Raw genomic sequence first — 15,100 nt, 5'->3', positions numbered from 1 at the left:
CTAGATTAACCTCATTGTTTTAATAACGACTGGTTCTAATGGACAATCTCTGGCATCTGTAGCAACATTAGCAATTTCATCAATGACATGTTTTCCTTTGGTAATCTTACCAAACGCTGCATAATCGCCATCTAAGTGAGGAGCATCTTCATGCATAATAAAGAATTGTGAACTCGCAGAATCTTTTATCATCGTACGGGCCATTGAAAGCACACCTCTGGTATGCAACAATGGATTATCAATTCCATTACTTTTAAATTCACCTTTAATGGCAGGTGTTTCATGAATATGCATATCTTTATCATACCCACCTCCTTGTATCATAAATCCAGCAATGACACGATGGAAAATTAATCCATCATAAAAATGACTTTCAATCAAGTCCACAAAATTTTTCACCGTACGCGGGCAATCTCAGGATATAACTCACCCGACATCACTTCTCCATTTTCCATTTCAATTTCAAAATCAATTGTTTTCATAGTTCATCCTCTTTCTCTTCAATCATACGATGACTTGTATTCATCGTATCTTCTTTTTCTTCTTTAAATAAAATTTTACACCAAAAAATAAAATAATTAAGGCAATACATCCTAACAACAAATGAACAATCTTTTCCATTTGTTCAAATTGGTATGCCAAAGCTACAGTTAAACATAAATTCAAAATCAATAAAGCGCCTGTTGTTTTTATTCTTTTATTATAAAGACAATCCAATGCAAAAGCATTTGATAAAAACAATATAATAATTAATCCAACTTCCATGTTTTATCCTCCTAGTGTTATCATAACATCTTTTTCTATAAATTTCACTATAATTATGCTGTAACCGTTTTCATTATTTTGTAAATGTGTTAGAATAGAAGAAAGATATTCCAAAAAATATTAAAGGAGCGTGATGATAATGAGAGCTTATCACTCAAACGAAATTGGAAATGTCGTTGTGTTAGGTCACTCTGGGAGTGGCAAAACCAGCGTGATTGAAGCGATGGCCTATCGTGCTGGTTTAACAAATCGTATTGGAAAAATTGAAGATGGGAATACCCTTAGTGATTATTCACCTGAAGAAATCAAAAGACATTCTTCGGTTGGATTATCAGTTATTCCATTAGAATGGAATAACTGTAAAATCAACTTATTAGACACACCTGGTTCTTTTGACTTTGTAGGTGAAGTAGAAGCTGCTTTAAAAGTTGCAGAAAGTGCCTTAATTGTTGTACCTGCTACAGAAGGTATTAGTGTTGGCACAAAAGAAGCCATGCATAAAGCGTATGACAAAGCCAAAATGATTTATATCAGTGGATTAGATTATCCAAATGCGGCTTATCAACAAAAATTGGAAGATTTAAAAATGACATATGGTAAAGCGATTGCTCCAATCCAAGTTCCAATCATGGAAGGTTCAAAGATGGTGGGATATGTCAATGTTGCGAAAATGGAAGGACGTTATTTTGATGGTGAACAAACACATCCTTGTCCTATTCCTGATGATATGTGGGATAAAATCACACCTATCAAAAACATGATTGACGAAGCTGTTGCAAATACGAATGATGAATTATTAGAAAAATATATTAATGAAGAACCATTCACTAAAGAAGAAATTTCTTGGGCTTTACGTCAAGGTGTTATGAATAAAACATTAATTCCTGTTTTATGTGGTACAAACCAGATAGGTATTCAAATTATTTTAAATTCAATGGTTGCTTTCTTTAGTGCTGCTGGAGATATGGTCAATTCAATGGTTGTGCATAATGAAGAAACAGATGAAGATGATTTAATTGGTTTTGATGAATCACTTGCACCTTCTTTATTTGTTTTTAAAACAATTGCTGATCCTTTTGTTGGACGTATTTCTTTATTTAAAGTTTGTACGGGATCCATTCGTTCAGGTATGACATTATTTAATGTTCAGAAAAAAGAAGCTGAAAAATTAAATAAAATCTATGTCATGAAAGGTAAAGATTTAATTGAAACAGATTGTTTAAATGCTGGTGATATTGGTGCTTTATCTAAATTATCATATACCCAAACAAATGACACATTATGTACTTTAGATTATCGTATCACTTATGAAACAATTTTATTCTCTCAACCTTATTATGGTAAGGCTATTAAACCAGTTGGTAAAGCGAATGAAGAAAAGATTACAAATGCTTTAAATAAGCTTTTAGAAGAAGATAAAACATTAAAATTTGAAAATAATGGTGAAACCAAACAACAATGTATTTATGGAATTGGTGATATTCATATTGATAGTGTTGTTTCTAAATTAAAAGAAAGATTTAATATTGATGTCACTTTAGATAATATTATTATTCCTTATCGTGAAACAATTCGTGGTCAAGTGACACAACGTTATAAATATAAGAAACAATCTGGTGGTCATGGGCAATATGGTGATGTTGAAATGACATTTGAACCTTCTCATGATTATACTATCCCATTTATCTTTGAAGAAAAGATCTTTGGTGGTGCCGTTCCTAAAGCATACTTCCCAGCTGTTGAAAAAGGTTTGATTGAAGCAACAAAACATGGTATTTTGGCTCAATATCCTGTTTTAGGTATTAAAGCAACTTTAATTGATGGTTCATATCATAGTGTTGACTCATCTGAGATGGCATTTAAAACAGCAACTATTATGTGTTTTAAAGAAGCAATGGAAAAAGCAAAACCTGCTTTATTAGAACCATTTATGACTTTGCATGTTTATATTGATGAAAAATTTACGGGAGATATTATGGGACATTTCAATAAAAAACGTGCACGTGTGATGGGTAGTGAAATCTTAGAAGATGGTTTAATTAAGATTACTGCTGAAGCTCCTCAGGAAGAAGTCATGAATTACGCTGTTGATTTACGAGCAATGACACAAGGTCAAGGCTTCTTTGATATGGAATTTCTAGGTTATGAGTTTGCACCTGATCATGTAACAAAACGTGTGATTGCAAACCATCAATAATAAAGAAAGGAAATGACAAAATTTGTTATTTCCTTTTTTCACATGAATTCCCATAAAATTCCAATAATATTTTCTCTATTTCATTTGACAGTTTTTAAAAATGCTTTAGAATAGAAAGTAGGAAGTCAATAAAGGAGGAAATCTAAGTGTTTAAAAAGAAGATTGTCGCATCGTTTTTGTCATTAAGCATGTTAGTTTGTCTCTTTGCATCACTGTATAGTGTGAACGCTACAGATTTTGAAGGCAAAGAATCAAAATATATCAAATTATGTTCTTCTTCAAAATTGACAAACAGTCAACAAAAAACATGTAAAGAATTTAACAGTTATTTATATGATAAAAACAAAGAACTTAAAGAAGAAGCCTCTCAGGCTAAAAAAGATGCTCAAGATACAAAAGAAGATATTGCAAAGATTGCTGAAAAGATTACACAGATTGATACAAAAATAGAATCTGCAAAAAGTGAATTAAACTATATCCAGAAAAGTATTGAAAAATTAAAAAAGAAGTTGAAGAACAAAGCGAAAAACTTCAAGAACGTTTGTATAGTATGCAAACAACTATTAATTCCAATATTTTTACAACATATATCTTTGGTGCTGATACAATATCAGATTTTATGGGTCGTGTCATGAATATTAAAGAAATTACAAATTATGATAACGAACTTATAGCTCAAATTAATGAAAATATAAAAGAAGTTCAAAAACAGGAAACAACTTTAAAGAATTTAAAAGCATCTTTAGAAGAAGATAAAAAAGAACAAGCAAGCCTACAAAAAACATTCCAGGCAAAATTAACAGAACAAAATAAAACTGTGGCTGACAATACATCTGAGGCTGCTGCTAATCAAGAGTCCATTGAATCCATTCAAAAAAACTTAGCTGCTATTCAGAAAGCTTCTGATGCCTCAAAAGTAAACAATGTGACTCAGGCAACACCTAATAAAAAACCAGCTGCCAAACCTTCTCAACCACAAAAACCAAGTACTGATAATAATCAGTCTAGCAATACGAATCAAGAAAACAATAGTTCTAATCAAGAAAACAACAATACTTCACAAGAAGAAAACAATAACACTTCTTCTGATAACACTTTAACATCAAGTGAAGAATTAGGATTGGCGATTGCTAATAAAGCTTTAACACGTCAAGGTTATATGTATGTCTGGGGTGGAGGACATAGCTGGAGTAGTATTAAAAATCCTAACTGGACACAATTTGACTGTTCTGGATTAGTCAATTGGGCACATTATCAAGCAGGTGTTGATTTAGGTCGTATTCATTACACAGGATCATTAATTAATGCTGGAAAAGGTGTAACTAAGAGCCAGTTACAAGCTGGGGATATTATCTTGTTCAGTGATAATGGTAAAGCCAGTGGTGTGCATCATGTTGGTATCTATATTGGAGATAATAAAATGGTTCATGCCCCTTCAACTGGAAAAGCCATTCAGGTTGCAAATTTAAATTATAGTTATTGGCAAAGAGAATGGTATACATGCCGACGTTTATATTAGACATCATGATTGTGATGTCTTTTTATTTTTGATATACTGATTGAAAGGAGGCTTTCTATGAAACTACTTTTTAAACAACGTTTATTTTCATGGCTAGATAGCTATGATATTTATGATGAACATGAGCATACAATATATAGTGTAAATGGTAAATTAAGTTTTGGACATTGTCTAGACATTTATCAAAATGATCAAAAAGTGGGGAGATTAAAAGAAGTTGTTCTTACATTAAAACCCCAATTTGAGATGTTTATTCAAGATGAATATGTAGGATGCATTAAAAAGCAAATCACTATATTTAAACCTAAATTTGTTTTAGATTGCAATGATTGGACTGTTGAAGGAAATTGGTTGGAATGGAATTATCAAATTAAGGATCGTCATGGAGTTGTTATTGCAGATATTTCTAAAGATATTTATCATTTAACAGATACTTATGTTTTAGATATTGTCAAACCTGAAAATGCTTTGTATGTTTTAATGATTGTCTTAGCTATTGATGCCCAAAAATGTTCAGAATATCATTAAAAGCGATAGAATAAACTATCGCTTTTTATAATCGAGATTCATCTTCAATTGACAACAAAGATGCTGCCTCATCATCACAAATCACTGTAAAATTAGGATGCAGTTTTAAAATCGTTGCAGGCACTTCTTCATTGACAGGTTCTTCAATAAAACGCTTAAAAATTTCTGCTTTTTCTTTTCCATTAACAATCATGACAAGATGTTGAACACGCATTAAACTTTTTGCTCCCATTGTAATTGTATAAGGTTGTCTTGGACGTTCACCATAAGTTGGATTTACCGCTAATTTATCTTTATATTCCATACAATATGTATAGCTATCAAATTGTGTACAGCGTGGACAATTGCCACAAAAATGACCATCATGACCTAATCCTATAATCATCACATCCAGACCACCAGCTTGACGAATCTGCCAATCATAATCGATCCAATTATCTAAAGTTATACGATGAATATGTGTTTCATCAATATGCGCAGGTTCAAAAAACATTTCTTTCATTTCAGCCCAATTTGTTCCATATTGTTCATCAATAAATGGATTTTCATCAAACAAATAATATTCAATATCTTTAAACTTCTTTTGATCTTTCACAAGTGGAATCATCATTTCATATAATTGGCGTGGCGTACGTCCTGATGTTAAAGAAATGTTGACTCTTTTATCTTGCAACATCGCTCCAAGTAAGATGTACATTGCATTTTCACTCATAGCTTTAACGTCTTTCTCTATAACTAATTTCATGATTTTTCATCCTCCTCTTTCTTTTATTATATAATGTTAAAATGTGAAATTCATTAAAAACATCTTTCCCAAAAGAAAAAACCACATGATTGTGGTTACTTATGATAAGTTTCTTTTTTCATAATTTTAAAGGCACGATAAATTTGTTCCACCAAAATTAAACGCATTAACTGATGAGGAAAAGTCATTGGTGAAAAACTTATACGGACATTAGCTCTTGTTAAAACATCTTCTCCATGTCCTAATGATCCTCCAATCACAAAATCAATCGTACTCTTTCCATTCAACATACAATTTTCAATATGCTTAGCAAATTGAACAGAATCAACTTCTTTTCCTTGTACATCTAATAAAATCATATAATCATCTTGTTTAACTTTATCTAAAATACGTCGTCCTTCTTTTGATTTCACAATTGTTTCCTGAGCTAATGAAGGATGATCAGGTATTCTTTCATCAGCTACTTCAATGACTTCTACATCACTATAAGCTGATAATCTTTTTAAATATTCTTTAATTCCATCATGTAAATATTTTTCTTTTAATTTTCCAACACAAATTAATTTAATTTTCATAGTTTCCTCCAGATACAACATCAATTTGACTCGCAACTTTAATATTTGAAAAAACAATCTGTTCTTCATTGAATATTCTTTGATATGTTGCTAATGCAATCTCTTTCGTATTGGCTTCTTGAGATAAATGCGCTAATACAATTTCCTTCGTGTTTTCCCCTATCATTTCACACATTAAATGTGCACTATATTCATTATTTAAATGCCCCATATCATTCAAAATACGATTTTTTAGAAACATTGGTCTTTTGGTAGCCATTAACATTTCAATATCATGATTACTTTCAATAATATAATAATCTAAGTTTTTCATATATTGTCTATTTTTTTGAGAAACGTATCCTGTATCCGTCATATACAATAATTTTTCATTGCCACTGCTTATGACAAAACCAATGGGATCACTGGCATCATGAGAAGTTCTTAATGTCAAAACATCAAAAACACCAAATTGACGGTGAGTATAAGGAACTAATGTATGATATTCATCTAAATCTTGAATATTCTTCTTAGCACTATATACTTTACCAGCATCAAAAATATGAATATTTTTATTGTGATCATAATGATCATGTGTCAAAAAGACATAAGTAATATCCTCTTGTTGAAATCCTAACTGATTTAATTTAAATAAAAGCTGTTTTCTGGTAATACCACAATCAATCAATATCCCACATTGTTGATCATATATAAATGTTGCATTACCTTTTGATCCACTTGCTAAAACATGAAATTCCATAGTTCAACTCCTTTGTGTATCTATTATACAAATTCAAACATAAAAAAACAACTTTTTCATATATGAAAAATTTAACATGAATTTAAAAATATGGTAAAATAAGATTATAAAGGAGGGGTATTTTATGCCTAGAATTATTACAATAGCAAGAGAATATGGATCTGGTGGTCGTTTAATTGCTCAACGTGTTGCTGAAAAACTAGGAATATTTTATTATGATAATGAAATTATTGATCTGGCAGCAAGAGAATTAGGATTTGATGTAGATACTATTCGTAGAGTATCAGAAGAAAAATCATCAAGTTTTATGTATACTTTATCTTCAACAGCATTTACTTTACCATTGAACGATCAAGTCTTTGCTATGCAATCTAAGATTATTCGTCATATTGCTCAAAATGATACTTGTATTATTGTCAGTGGCTGTGCTGATTATATTTTGGAAGATTTTGATGATGTTTTAACTATCTTTATTCATGCACCATTTGAATCAAGAGTTAGACGTGTCAAAGAAGATTACAAAGAAGAACATGATGATTATAAGAAATTTGTTATGAAAAAGGATAAAGCTAGAAGTAATTATTATAATTACTATACAACAAAAAAATGGGGTCAGTTAAAGAATTTTGATTTAACGATCAATAGTGATTTTGGTATTGAAGAAGTAGCTGATATTATCGTTGCGTTATATCAAAAAGGAGAACAACGTGGAAGATAATAAAATGGGTACTATGCCCGTTAATAAGCTTTTAATTTCAATGTCTTTACCAATGATGATTTCAATGCTTGTTCAGGCATTGTATAATATTGTTGATAGTGTGTTTGTGGCACAAATAAGCGAGAATGCATTGACTGCTGTATCTCTCGCTTTCCCTTTGCAAAATTTAATGATTGCTTTTGCAGGAGGAACAGCTGTTGGTGTGAATGCTTTATTATCAAGAAGTTTAGGTGAAAAGAATCAAAATCATGTCAATCAGACTGCTTTGAATGCCATTTTTATTTTCTTAATAACAACGCTTGTATTTATGATTGGTGGTTTAACACTTTCTCATACTTTCTTTACTGTTCAAACACAAAACAGTGAAATTGTCACAGCTGGAACACAATATGCCATGATTGTAACAGGATGTTCTATTGGTTTATTTTGTCAATTTCTATTTGAACGTTTATTACAAGCCACAGGACGTACATTATTTACAATGTTTACACAAGGATTAGGAGCTATCATCAATATTATTCTCGATCCAATTTTTATTTTTGGATTATTTGGTGTACCTAAAATGGGTGTAGCTGGAGCTGCTATAGCTACAGTTATCGGACAAATCATTGCCTGTTTATTAGCTTTATTTTTTAATCTTCGCTTTAATCACGATATTCAATTTTATTTTCGTCAATTTAAACCGAATTTACATATTATTAAACAAATTTATTCTGTTGGTATTCCTTCCATTATTATGCAATCTATTGGAAGTATCATGACTTTTGGTATGAATACGATTTTAATTCAATTTTCAACAACAGCCACAGCTGTATTTGGTGTTTACTTTAAACTTCAAAGCTTTGTATTTATGCCAATCTTTGGTTTAAATAATGGTATGATTCCGATTATTGCTTACAACTTAGGAGCCAAACAAAAAAACCGTATGTTAAAAACGATTCGTTTAGCAATGATGTATGCAATTGGATTAATGGTAATCGGTGTGATTGTTTTTGAATCTATTCCTGAAATCTTACTTGGCTTTTTTAATGCTTCTGATGCAATGATTGAGATTGGAACACCAGCTTTAAGAATCATTGCGATTCACTTTGTATTAGCAGGATATTCAATTGTATGTAGTGCTGTTTTCCAAGCTGTTGGTAAAGGAACATATAGTTTATTATCTTCATTAATTCGTCAATTATTTGTTTTATTACCTTGTGCTTTTGTTCTTTCTTTATTTGGACAATTAAATCTGATATGGTTAGCTTTTCCAATCGCAGAACTCGTCGCTGTGATTATTTCAACCATCTTATTTAATCGTATTAAAAAACAACTTGATGCACTCATGCCATCTTAACAAAAAAGCTGTCGTGAAACAGCTTTTTCAAAATGAAAAACCTGCTTAGGCAGGTTTTTATTATTTAAGTCCGTATTTTTTATTGAATTTTTCTACACGTCCATCAGCACTTGCAAATCTTTGTTTTCCTGTATAGAATGGATGACAATTTGAACATGTATCAACACGAATTTCATTTAAAATTGATCCACTTTCAAATTCAGCTCCACAAGATGTGCAGATTACTTTTACTTTTTTATAATCTGGATGAATTCCTTTTTTCATTTTTCTTTTCTCCTTCCGCCTTGAAATATTTGCTACTTCAAAGTAAGTTGCTCAATTATAATATCATTTCTTGACAATAAACACAATAGTTTTTTTATTTTTTATTCATCTATATTGTATCTTGTAATATGAGCTCCTAATGTAATTAATTTATGGTCAATATTATCATATCCACGATCAATATGATAAACATTGGTAATTTCTGTTCTTCCCTGAGCAATCAAACCAGCCACAACTAAAGCTGCACCACATCTTAAATCTGTCGCTTCAACTCTAGCACCATGTAATGGTGTAGAACCATGAACAATACTTTGAGCTTCTTCTAAATCAATATTGGCTCCCATTTTATCTAATTGAGGACAATGCTTAAAACGTTCAATATAGATTGTTTCTTCCACATGAGAATCACCATTGGCCTGTGTTAAAAGAGTTGTCAATGGTTGTTGTAAATCAGTCGCAAACCCTGGATAAATTTGCGTTTTAATATTGATCACTTTCAAATCCCCTTCTCTACCATAAACCACAATACTATCACCAACAACATCCATTTTGATACCCATTTCTTTTAATTTAGATATTAATGCTTCTAAATGTTGAGGAATAATATTTTGGACAATGACTTTTTCTCCAGCTGCTGCTGCAATAATCAAAAATGTTCCTGCCTCAATACGATCAGGTATAATTTCATGGAATGTTCCATTTAAATGTTCTACCCCTTCAATTGTAATCGTATCCGTACCGACACCTCTAATTTTTGCGCCCATTTTTGTAAGTAAGTTAGCAACATCAATAATTTCAGGTTCTTTTGCTGCATTTTCAATAATTGTTTTTCCTTGTGCTTTAACAGCTGCCAACATAATATTAATTGTTGCTCCTACAGATGCAAAATCTAAATAAATAGAAGTACCAATTAATTCATCAGCTTCTAATAAATACGTATCATCTTCATAAGTAATTTTTGCCCCTAAAGCTTCAAATCCTTTTAAATGCAAATCAATAGGACGAGGTCCCAAATAACATCCTCCAGGCATTTTAATTTTAACACGTTTATATTTACCTAATAATGCACCCATAAAATAATAAGATGCTCTTAATTTATTAACTGCATCGCTTGTCAATGGCATATCTTCCATATGTGTTGGATCAACTTTAATACGTTCTCCATCTATCTCTACATCACATTTTAATTCTTTTAAGAGTGTTGCTAAAGCTGCAACATCTGAAATTTCAGGAACTCCTAATATTTCTACTGGTCCCTCTGATAATACTGCTGCTGGAATTAAAGCAACTGTTGCATTCTTTGCCCCACTAATTCTTACTGTTCCATTTAATTTATATCCACCATCTATCGCAATTACTTCTGCCATGTGTTTATTTCCTTTCTATCTCTTTATATATATCCAATCAATCTCTTATTTATGACACTTTTTCTCTTTTCAATGAGATTATACACATATGTGTCGTCAATATCAAAACAATTTCACAATTTTTTCGCTTTCATTATAACATTCAAATGATAGACACTCAATCTTATTATGACTTTTCTTTAAAATTTAATAACTCATTATTATTAATGCTTTTTCATCTCTTTTTATTGCATAAATTCGAAAAAAATCTTTACACTTTATTAAGTCGTGATATACTTATATTATAGTTTATCTGGTCCGTTGGTGAAGTGGTCAACACACTAGGTTCTCATCCTAGCATTCAGGGGTTCGAAACCCCTACGGACTACCAATAGAAATCAAAAACCCCTGATAAAATAGGGTTTTTTTCATTTTAGAAACGTCTGCGACACTCATTTGGAAAAAACACTTTAAAACTTCTATGTTATTAATAGTCGATATAACCTAAAAAAGAAAGAGAACGACTCCAACAGTTCTCTTTCTTCATGATTTTTCGATACTTACTCTTATTTACATAATTCCTGGATTATAAAAAATATAATAACTCCTGGTATAACTTCTTGATAATTCATCAAAGTACACAAAACACTTGTTTTAAATATCACAAAATTCTCTATTAAAAATCAATCCATTTTTTTAATCATCAAAATTTTCATTAACAAACTTCTCAAACTGTTCTTGATCATATGTATAGACATTTTTAAAATAAACATCTTCATATCTCCCCATTTGAAAAAGAGGTATATATTTTTTGACTCCTAGCAAAAGAGATTTAAGCTTTTGTCGTTCTATTGACAATTGATAGTCATCACAAGAAAGTCTATGACCTGATTGAGAATTATTTTCTTTATTATAGACAAATATAAAATTTACTTTCTTACGACAATAATCTATTTTCTCATTTAAAACATCTAAAAAAGAAAATAAACTATGCCCAACTTTTTCGCTTATGTTTTTCTTTGTCTTATTATCTATTTTGCCATTTTTAAATTCAATAAAGAACCATTCACGATTATGTTGTTTCAACGCATCAATAGAACAAGTCACAGGTTTCTTATATTGTGAAAAATAAGCCTCTTGAAATTGATCAAAATTAATAACTTGATGAATATTATTAACCATATACGCATTATTCGTTTTATCATAAGAAGTATTTTTTAATGAATCTAAATAATCTATAAAGCGAACTTTCATTATAAAACATCCTCCAAGTCTAATAAAGGTTGTGATAATTTACAATATATTTTATCAATATTTGTTGTCACATCTTCAAAATAAGCTCTATTTTCTTTATCTAAATCTGCTAAATAATATTTACATCTATCAGCTATTTTATGTTTTGCTGAATAGACCTCAATAGCATTTATAAAATAAGGACTATGAGAATTAATCAAGATATGTAGATTCAAAGTTTTTTGTAATAAAACTAATAATTCTGCATATTTTAATTGCCATTTTGGATGCAAATGAATTTCTGGTTCATCTAAAATAATCGTTCCATTTTCAACAATCTTAAAATCTTTGATTAATTTCAATAACACAATAAAACTTTTCACACCTGTTGATAAATTACACATATTGAGTGCAACATCTAGATTCTTTTCCTTAAATTTAAATTCACCATCTTCATACACAATATCACCATGAACTGAAGTCATAATTTCTTTTTCAATATCCAATATAATATTATCACTTAAAATTTGATTATATATATTTGACTTATTCATGTAAGAAGGTTTATTTAAAAGAATAGACATATAATCTAAATGATTAACAAATATCCCTTCTTTTTCATTATCAAGAGCAAATTTCATAACATGAGAAAATGATTCTTTGGAAAGTTTATCTACAACGAAAGGATTATCATAATAAATGATTTCATTATGAAGTACTCTATACGTTTTCACATTCATAAATTGTTGTGAGTTTGTTATATCAAATGAAATATTTCCACTCTTTATTTCTAATGTTACATGAACATCATTTGTATTATCTAAAGGTAAATACTGATTATGAAACTCTGTATTTAAAGATAATAACATCAATTGATTAATTTCCTTATCTTTTTCAACTGATAAAATAAAAAAATCTGTTTTATAAAAACATCATAATCATCAACTTCAATATGATAATTTTCATTACTTTGAAAGAAAGCCTGACAAACATCAGCATATTCTTTTAATGATATATCCATATGATAATGTGAAATAAATAAATCAACAAATTTATCAAGTAAATCCTTATTAAAATTCCCAAGTTTTCTAACTATTCTTCCTTGTGAACTTATTATCTGTGTGACTTTAATACTGTTGTTTATTCTTTCTTTCAAGGCAGACACTTTTTGTTTATAAAGTCTATCTTCATAATTATAAAAGACATTAAAAAAACAATATAATAGCTTTCCTATCGTACTTTTTCCTGTATTATTCTCTCCAGCAATGACAGTAATTCCTTCAATTTCAATATCCGCTTCTTTAATCTTAGCAAAGTTTTCTACATGTAATTGCATACGATTTCTCCTTTCCATTTTCTCACCTCCGTTTATGATTTTAGTATCTTTTTTGAAGATAAGAAAACGTATTCTTTCATACAATAATGTTTATAAATCTTCAAATTATATTGCTCTCATCCTCATGCATATCATATCATAATTATAAATAAAAACACATAAATATTTGACAAATCATTAAGAGCTTTATATCATGATAACAATAGCTTTTATACAAAAAAAGAATCCCTCAGGATTCTCAATTGACTCTATGGCTGGGGTACTTGGATTCGAACCAAGGAAATGTCAGATTCAGAGTCTGATGCCTTACCACTTGGCTATACCCCAATCACAGACTATATTATATATCTTTTTTAAAAAGGAGTAAAGAGAAAAATGAAAATTAGAACACGATTCGCACCAAGTCCAACTGGCTATATGCATATAGGTAATTTAAGAACGGCTTTATATAGTTATCTTATTGCAAAACAAGATAACGGTGATTTCATTTTAAGAATAGAAGATACTGATCAAAAAGGGAAGTCAAAGATGCCATTGATTTGATTTATCAAGTTTTAAAAGAAACAGGTTTACAATGGGATGAAGGTCCACAAACGGGTGGAACATTTGGTCCCTATATTCAATCTCAACGATTAGATATTTATCATGATTATGCTAAAAAGCTTATTGAATTAGGTGGTGCTCATTATTGCTTTTGTTTAGATGAAATAGAAGATCAAGACCCTTGTTTACATTTAAGTCAACAAGAGATTCAAACAAGAATCGCAAATGGTGAACCTTATGTCATTAGACAAACCATTCCACAAACAGGTATAACTTCTTTTGATGATCAAGTTTATGGACACATTGAAGTTCAAAACAATACCTTAAATGAAGGAATTTTAATTAAAAGTGATGGTTATCCAACTTATAATTTTGCCAATGTCATAGATGATCATTTGATGCAAATCACTCATGTTGTGAGAGGAAACGAATATCTTTCAAGTACACCTAAATATAATCTAATTTATCAGGCATTTGGTTGGGATATTCCTGTTTATATTCATCTTCCAAGTGTGAATAAAGATGAAACGCATAAATTAAGCAAACGTCATGGTGACGCTTCTTACCAAGACTTAAAAAGTCAAGGATTTCTCACTGAGGCAATCATCAATTATATTGCATTACTTGGCTGGTCACCTCAAGAAGATGAAATGCTTTCTTTACAAGATTTAATCACACAATTTGATATTAAACATATTTCTAAATCTCCAGCTATTTTTGATATAGAAAAACTCAAATGGATGAATGGTATGTATCTAAGACAAATGCCTTTATCAACCTTTCATCAATTATTACGACCTTATTATAATTTTATAAAACAACCAGTTGACTTATTAGAAATCTCACGTGTTTTACAACCACGTTTACTCCAAGTGAATCAAGATATTATTCAGGATATGCTTGATTTTATAAATCAACCCTATCCCTTTGATATCACTATTTTTTCACATAAAAAGTTTAAAACAACCCCTGAAAAATCTTTAAATGCTTTATTATTGGTTCAAGAACAACTTCCCTATCTTAAAGATTTTCAAGATGATGATTTGATTCTTCAATTTTTTATGACGATTGCTAAAGATAATCATTTAAAAAATGGTCAAGTTATGGAACCCGTCAGAGCCGCTTTAACACATAAGCGTTCTAGTGCTGGCGGTGCTGTTGAGCTTGTTCATATTTTTGGTAAGAATGAAACATTGAAACGTTTGAATCAAACCATTCATGATTTAAAAAATAATCTTTCTTAAAAACACGGT

General features: G+C 30.2%; 15 protein-coding genes, 2 tRNA genes and 2 pseudogenes. 8 read left to right on the top strand and 11 right to left on the bottom strand.

What is annotated here, in order from left to right; genetic code table 11:
• Nucleotides 1-482 (bottom strand): annotated as a pseudogene (locus NMU03_RS10025) (peptidylprolyl isomerase).
• 40 nt (nucleotides 483-522) lie between these two features.
• Nucleotides 523-765 (bottom strand): hypothetical protein, encoded by a 243-nt coding sequence (locus NMU03_RS10020; protein WP_290138039.1) that lies wholly within the window; start codon nucleotides 763-765, stop codon nucleotides 523-525.
• A 139-nt stretch (nucleotides 766-904) separates the two neighbouring features.
• Here NMU03_RS10020 and NMU03_RS10015 point away from each other — a divergent pair, with 139 nt between their 5' ends.
• From NMU03_RS10015 to NMU03_RS10000, 4 genes are all read left to right on the top strand, one after another.
• Nucleotides 905-2,962, top strand: a complete 2,058-nt coding sequence (locus NMU03_RS10015; RefSeq protein ID WP_290138037.1) for an elongation factor G — start codon at nucleotides 905-907, stop codon at nucleotides 2,960-2,962.
• 146 nt (nucleotides 2,963-3,108) lie between these two features.
• Nucleotides 3,109-3,597 carry a hypothetical protein gene (locus NMU03_RS10010; RefSeq protein WP_290138035.1) on the top strand — a complete coding sequence of 163 codons (489 nt, stop codon included), beginning with the start codon at nucleotides 3,109-3,111 and terminating at the stop codon, nucleotides 3,595-3,597.
• Entirely contained in the window at nucleotides 3,513-4,481 is a 969-nt protein-coding gene (locus NMU03_RS10005; RefSeq protein WP_290138033.1) for a C40 family peptidase, read from the top strand. Before NMU03_RS10010 ends, NMU03_RS10005 begins: the two co-directional genes overlap by 85 nt.
• A 57-nt stretch (nucleotides 4,482-4,538) precedes the next feature.
• Nucleotides 4,539-5,009 (top strand): LURP-one-related/scramblase family protein, encoded by a 471-nt coding sequence (locus NMU03_RS10000; protein WP_290138031.1) that lies wholly within the window; start codon nucleotides 4,539-4,541, stop codon nucleotides 5,007-5,009.
• A 25-nt stretch (nucleotides 5,010-5,034) separates the two neighbouring features.
• Here the strand turns inward: NMU03_RS10000 and NMU03_RS09995 are convergent, their stop codons facing one another.
• From NMU03_RS09995 to NMU03_RS09985, 3 genes are all read right to left on the bottom strand, one after another.
• The gene (locus NMU03_RS09995) at nucleotides 5,035-5,754 is read right to left on the bottom strand and encodes a glucosamine-6-phosphate deaminase (protein WP_290138029.1); all 720 of its coding nucleotides are present in this window, start codon (nucleotides 5,752-5,754) and stop codon (nucleotides 5,035-5,037) included.
• 95 nt (nucleotides 5,755-5,849) lie between these two features.
• Nucleotides 5,850-6,329 (bottom strand): 23S rRNA (pseudouridine(1915)-N(3))-methyltransferase RlmH, encoded by a 480-nt coding sequence (gene rlmH, locus NMU03_RS09990; RefSeq protein ID WP_290138027.1) that lies wholly within the window; start codon nucleotides 6,327-6,329, stop codon nucleotides 5,850-5,852.
• The gene (locus tag NMU03_RS09985) at nucleotides 6,319-7,068 is read right to left on the bottom strand and encodes an MBL fold metallo-hydrolase (RefSeq protein ID WP_290138024.1); all 750 of its coding nucleotides are present in this window, start codon (nucleotides 7,066-7,068) and stop codon (nucleotides 6,319-6,321) included. Before NMU03_RS09985 ends, rlmH begins: the two co-directional genes overlap by 11 nt.
• Before the next feature lie 124 nt (nucleotides 7,069-7,192).
• Between NMU03_RS09985 and NMU03_RS09980 the strand changes: the two genes are divergently transcribed.
• A complete protein-coding gene (locus NMU03_RS09980; protein ID WP_290138023.1) occupies nucleotides 7,193-7,786 on the top strand; it encodes a cytidylate kinase-like family protein in 594 nt (197 codons plus the stop codon).
• A complete protein-coding gene (locus NMU03_RS09975; protein ID WP_290138021.1) occupies nucleotides 7,776-9,125 on the top strand; it encodes an MATE family efflux transporter in 1,350 nt (449 codons plus the stop codon). Before NMU03_RS09980 ends, NMU03_RS09975 begins: the two co-directional genes overlap by 11 nt.
• 60 nt (nucleotides 9,126-9,185) lie before the next feature.
• Here NMU03_RS09975 and rpmE read toward each other — a convergent pair whose 3' ends face one another.
• Both rpmE and murA read right to left on the bottom strand, forming a co-directional pair.
• Complete coding sequence (gene rpmE / locus NMU03_RS09970; RefSeq protein WP_290138019.1) at nucleotides 9,186-9,389, bottom strand: 50S ribosomal protein L31; 204 nt, start codon at nucleotides 9,387-9,389, stop codon at nucleotides 9,186-9,188.
• Between the two features lie 101 nt (nucleotides 9,390-9,490).
• A complete protein-coding gene (murA, locus tag NMU03_RS09965; protein ID WP_290138017.1) occupies nucleotides 9,491-10,756 on the bottom strand; it encodes a UDP-N-acetylglucosamine 1-carboxyvinyltransferase in 1,266 nt (421 codons plus the stop codon).
• A gap of 294 nt (nucleotides 10,757-11,050) precedes the next feature.
• On the opposite strand from murA, the gene NMU03_RS09960 reads away from it, so the two are divergent.
• Nucleotides 11,051-11,126 (top strand) — tRNA-Glu (locus tag NMU03_RS09960).
• A 305-nt stretch (nucleotides 11,127-11,431) separates the two neighbouring features.
• Here the strand turns inward: NMU03_RS09960 and NMU03_RS09955 are convergent.
• The 4 genes from NMU03_RS09955 to NMU03_RS09940 form a co-directional block, all read right to left on the bottom strand.
• Nucleotides 11,432-11,989 carry a hypothetical protein gene (locus NMU03_RS09955; RefSeq protein WP_290138015.1) on the bottom strand — a complete coding sequence of 186 codons (558 nt, stop codon included), beginning with the start codon at nucleotides 11,987-11,989 and terminating at the stop codon, nucleotides 11,432-11,434.
• A complete protein-coding gene (locus NMU03_RS09950) occupies nucleotides 11,989-12,837 on the bottom strand; it encodes an AAA family ATPase (RefSeq protein WP_290142316.1) in 849 nt (282 codons plus the stop codon). The genes NMU03_RS09955 and NMU03_RS09950 overlap by 1 nt, the downstream gene beginning before the upstream one ends.
• Nucleotides 12,837-13,322, bottom strand: a complete 486-nt coding sequence (locus NMU03_RS09945; RefSeq protein WP_290138013.1) for an AAA family ATPase — start codon at nucleotides 13,320-13,322, stop codon at nucleotides 12,837-12,839. The genes NMU03_RS09950 and NMU03_RS09945 overlap by 1 nt, the downstream gene beginning before the upstream one ends.
• 233 nt (nucleotides 13,323-13,555) lie before the next feature.
• A tRNA-Gln gene (locus NMU03_RS09940) sits at nucleotides 13,556-13,631 on the bottom strand.
• 48 nt (nucleotides 13,632-13,679) lie between these two features.
• Between NMU03_RS09940 and gltX the strand changes: the two are divergent.
• Nucleotides 13,680-15,091: pseudogene (gene gltX / locus NMU03_RS09935) on the top strand (glutamate--tRNA ligase).
• The last annotated feature ends 9 nt before the right edge of the window (nucleotides 15,092-15,100 follow it).

This window comes from Allocoprobacillus halotolerans (assembly GCF_024399475.1).
Lineage (GTDB): Bacteria > Bacillota_I > Bacilli_A > Erysipelotrichales > Coprobacillaceae > Allocoprobacillus > Allocoprobacillus halotolerans.
This window is presented reverse-complemented; position numbering and strand designations above follow the sequence as displayed.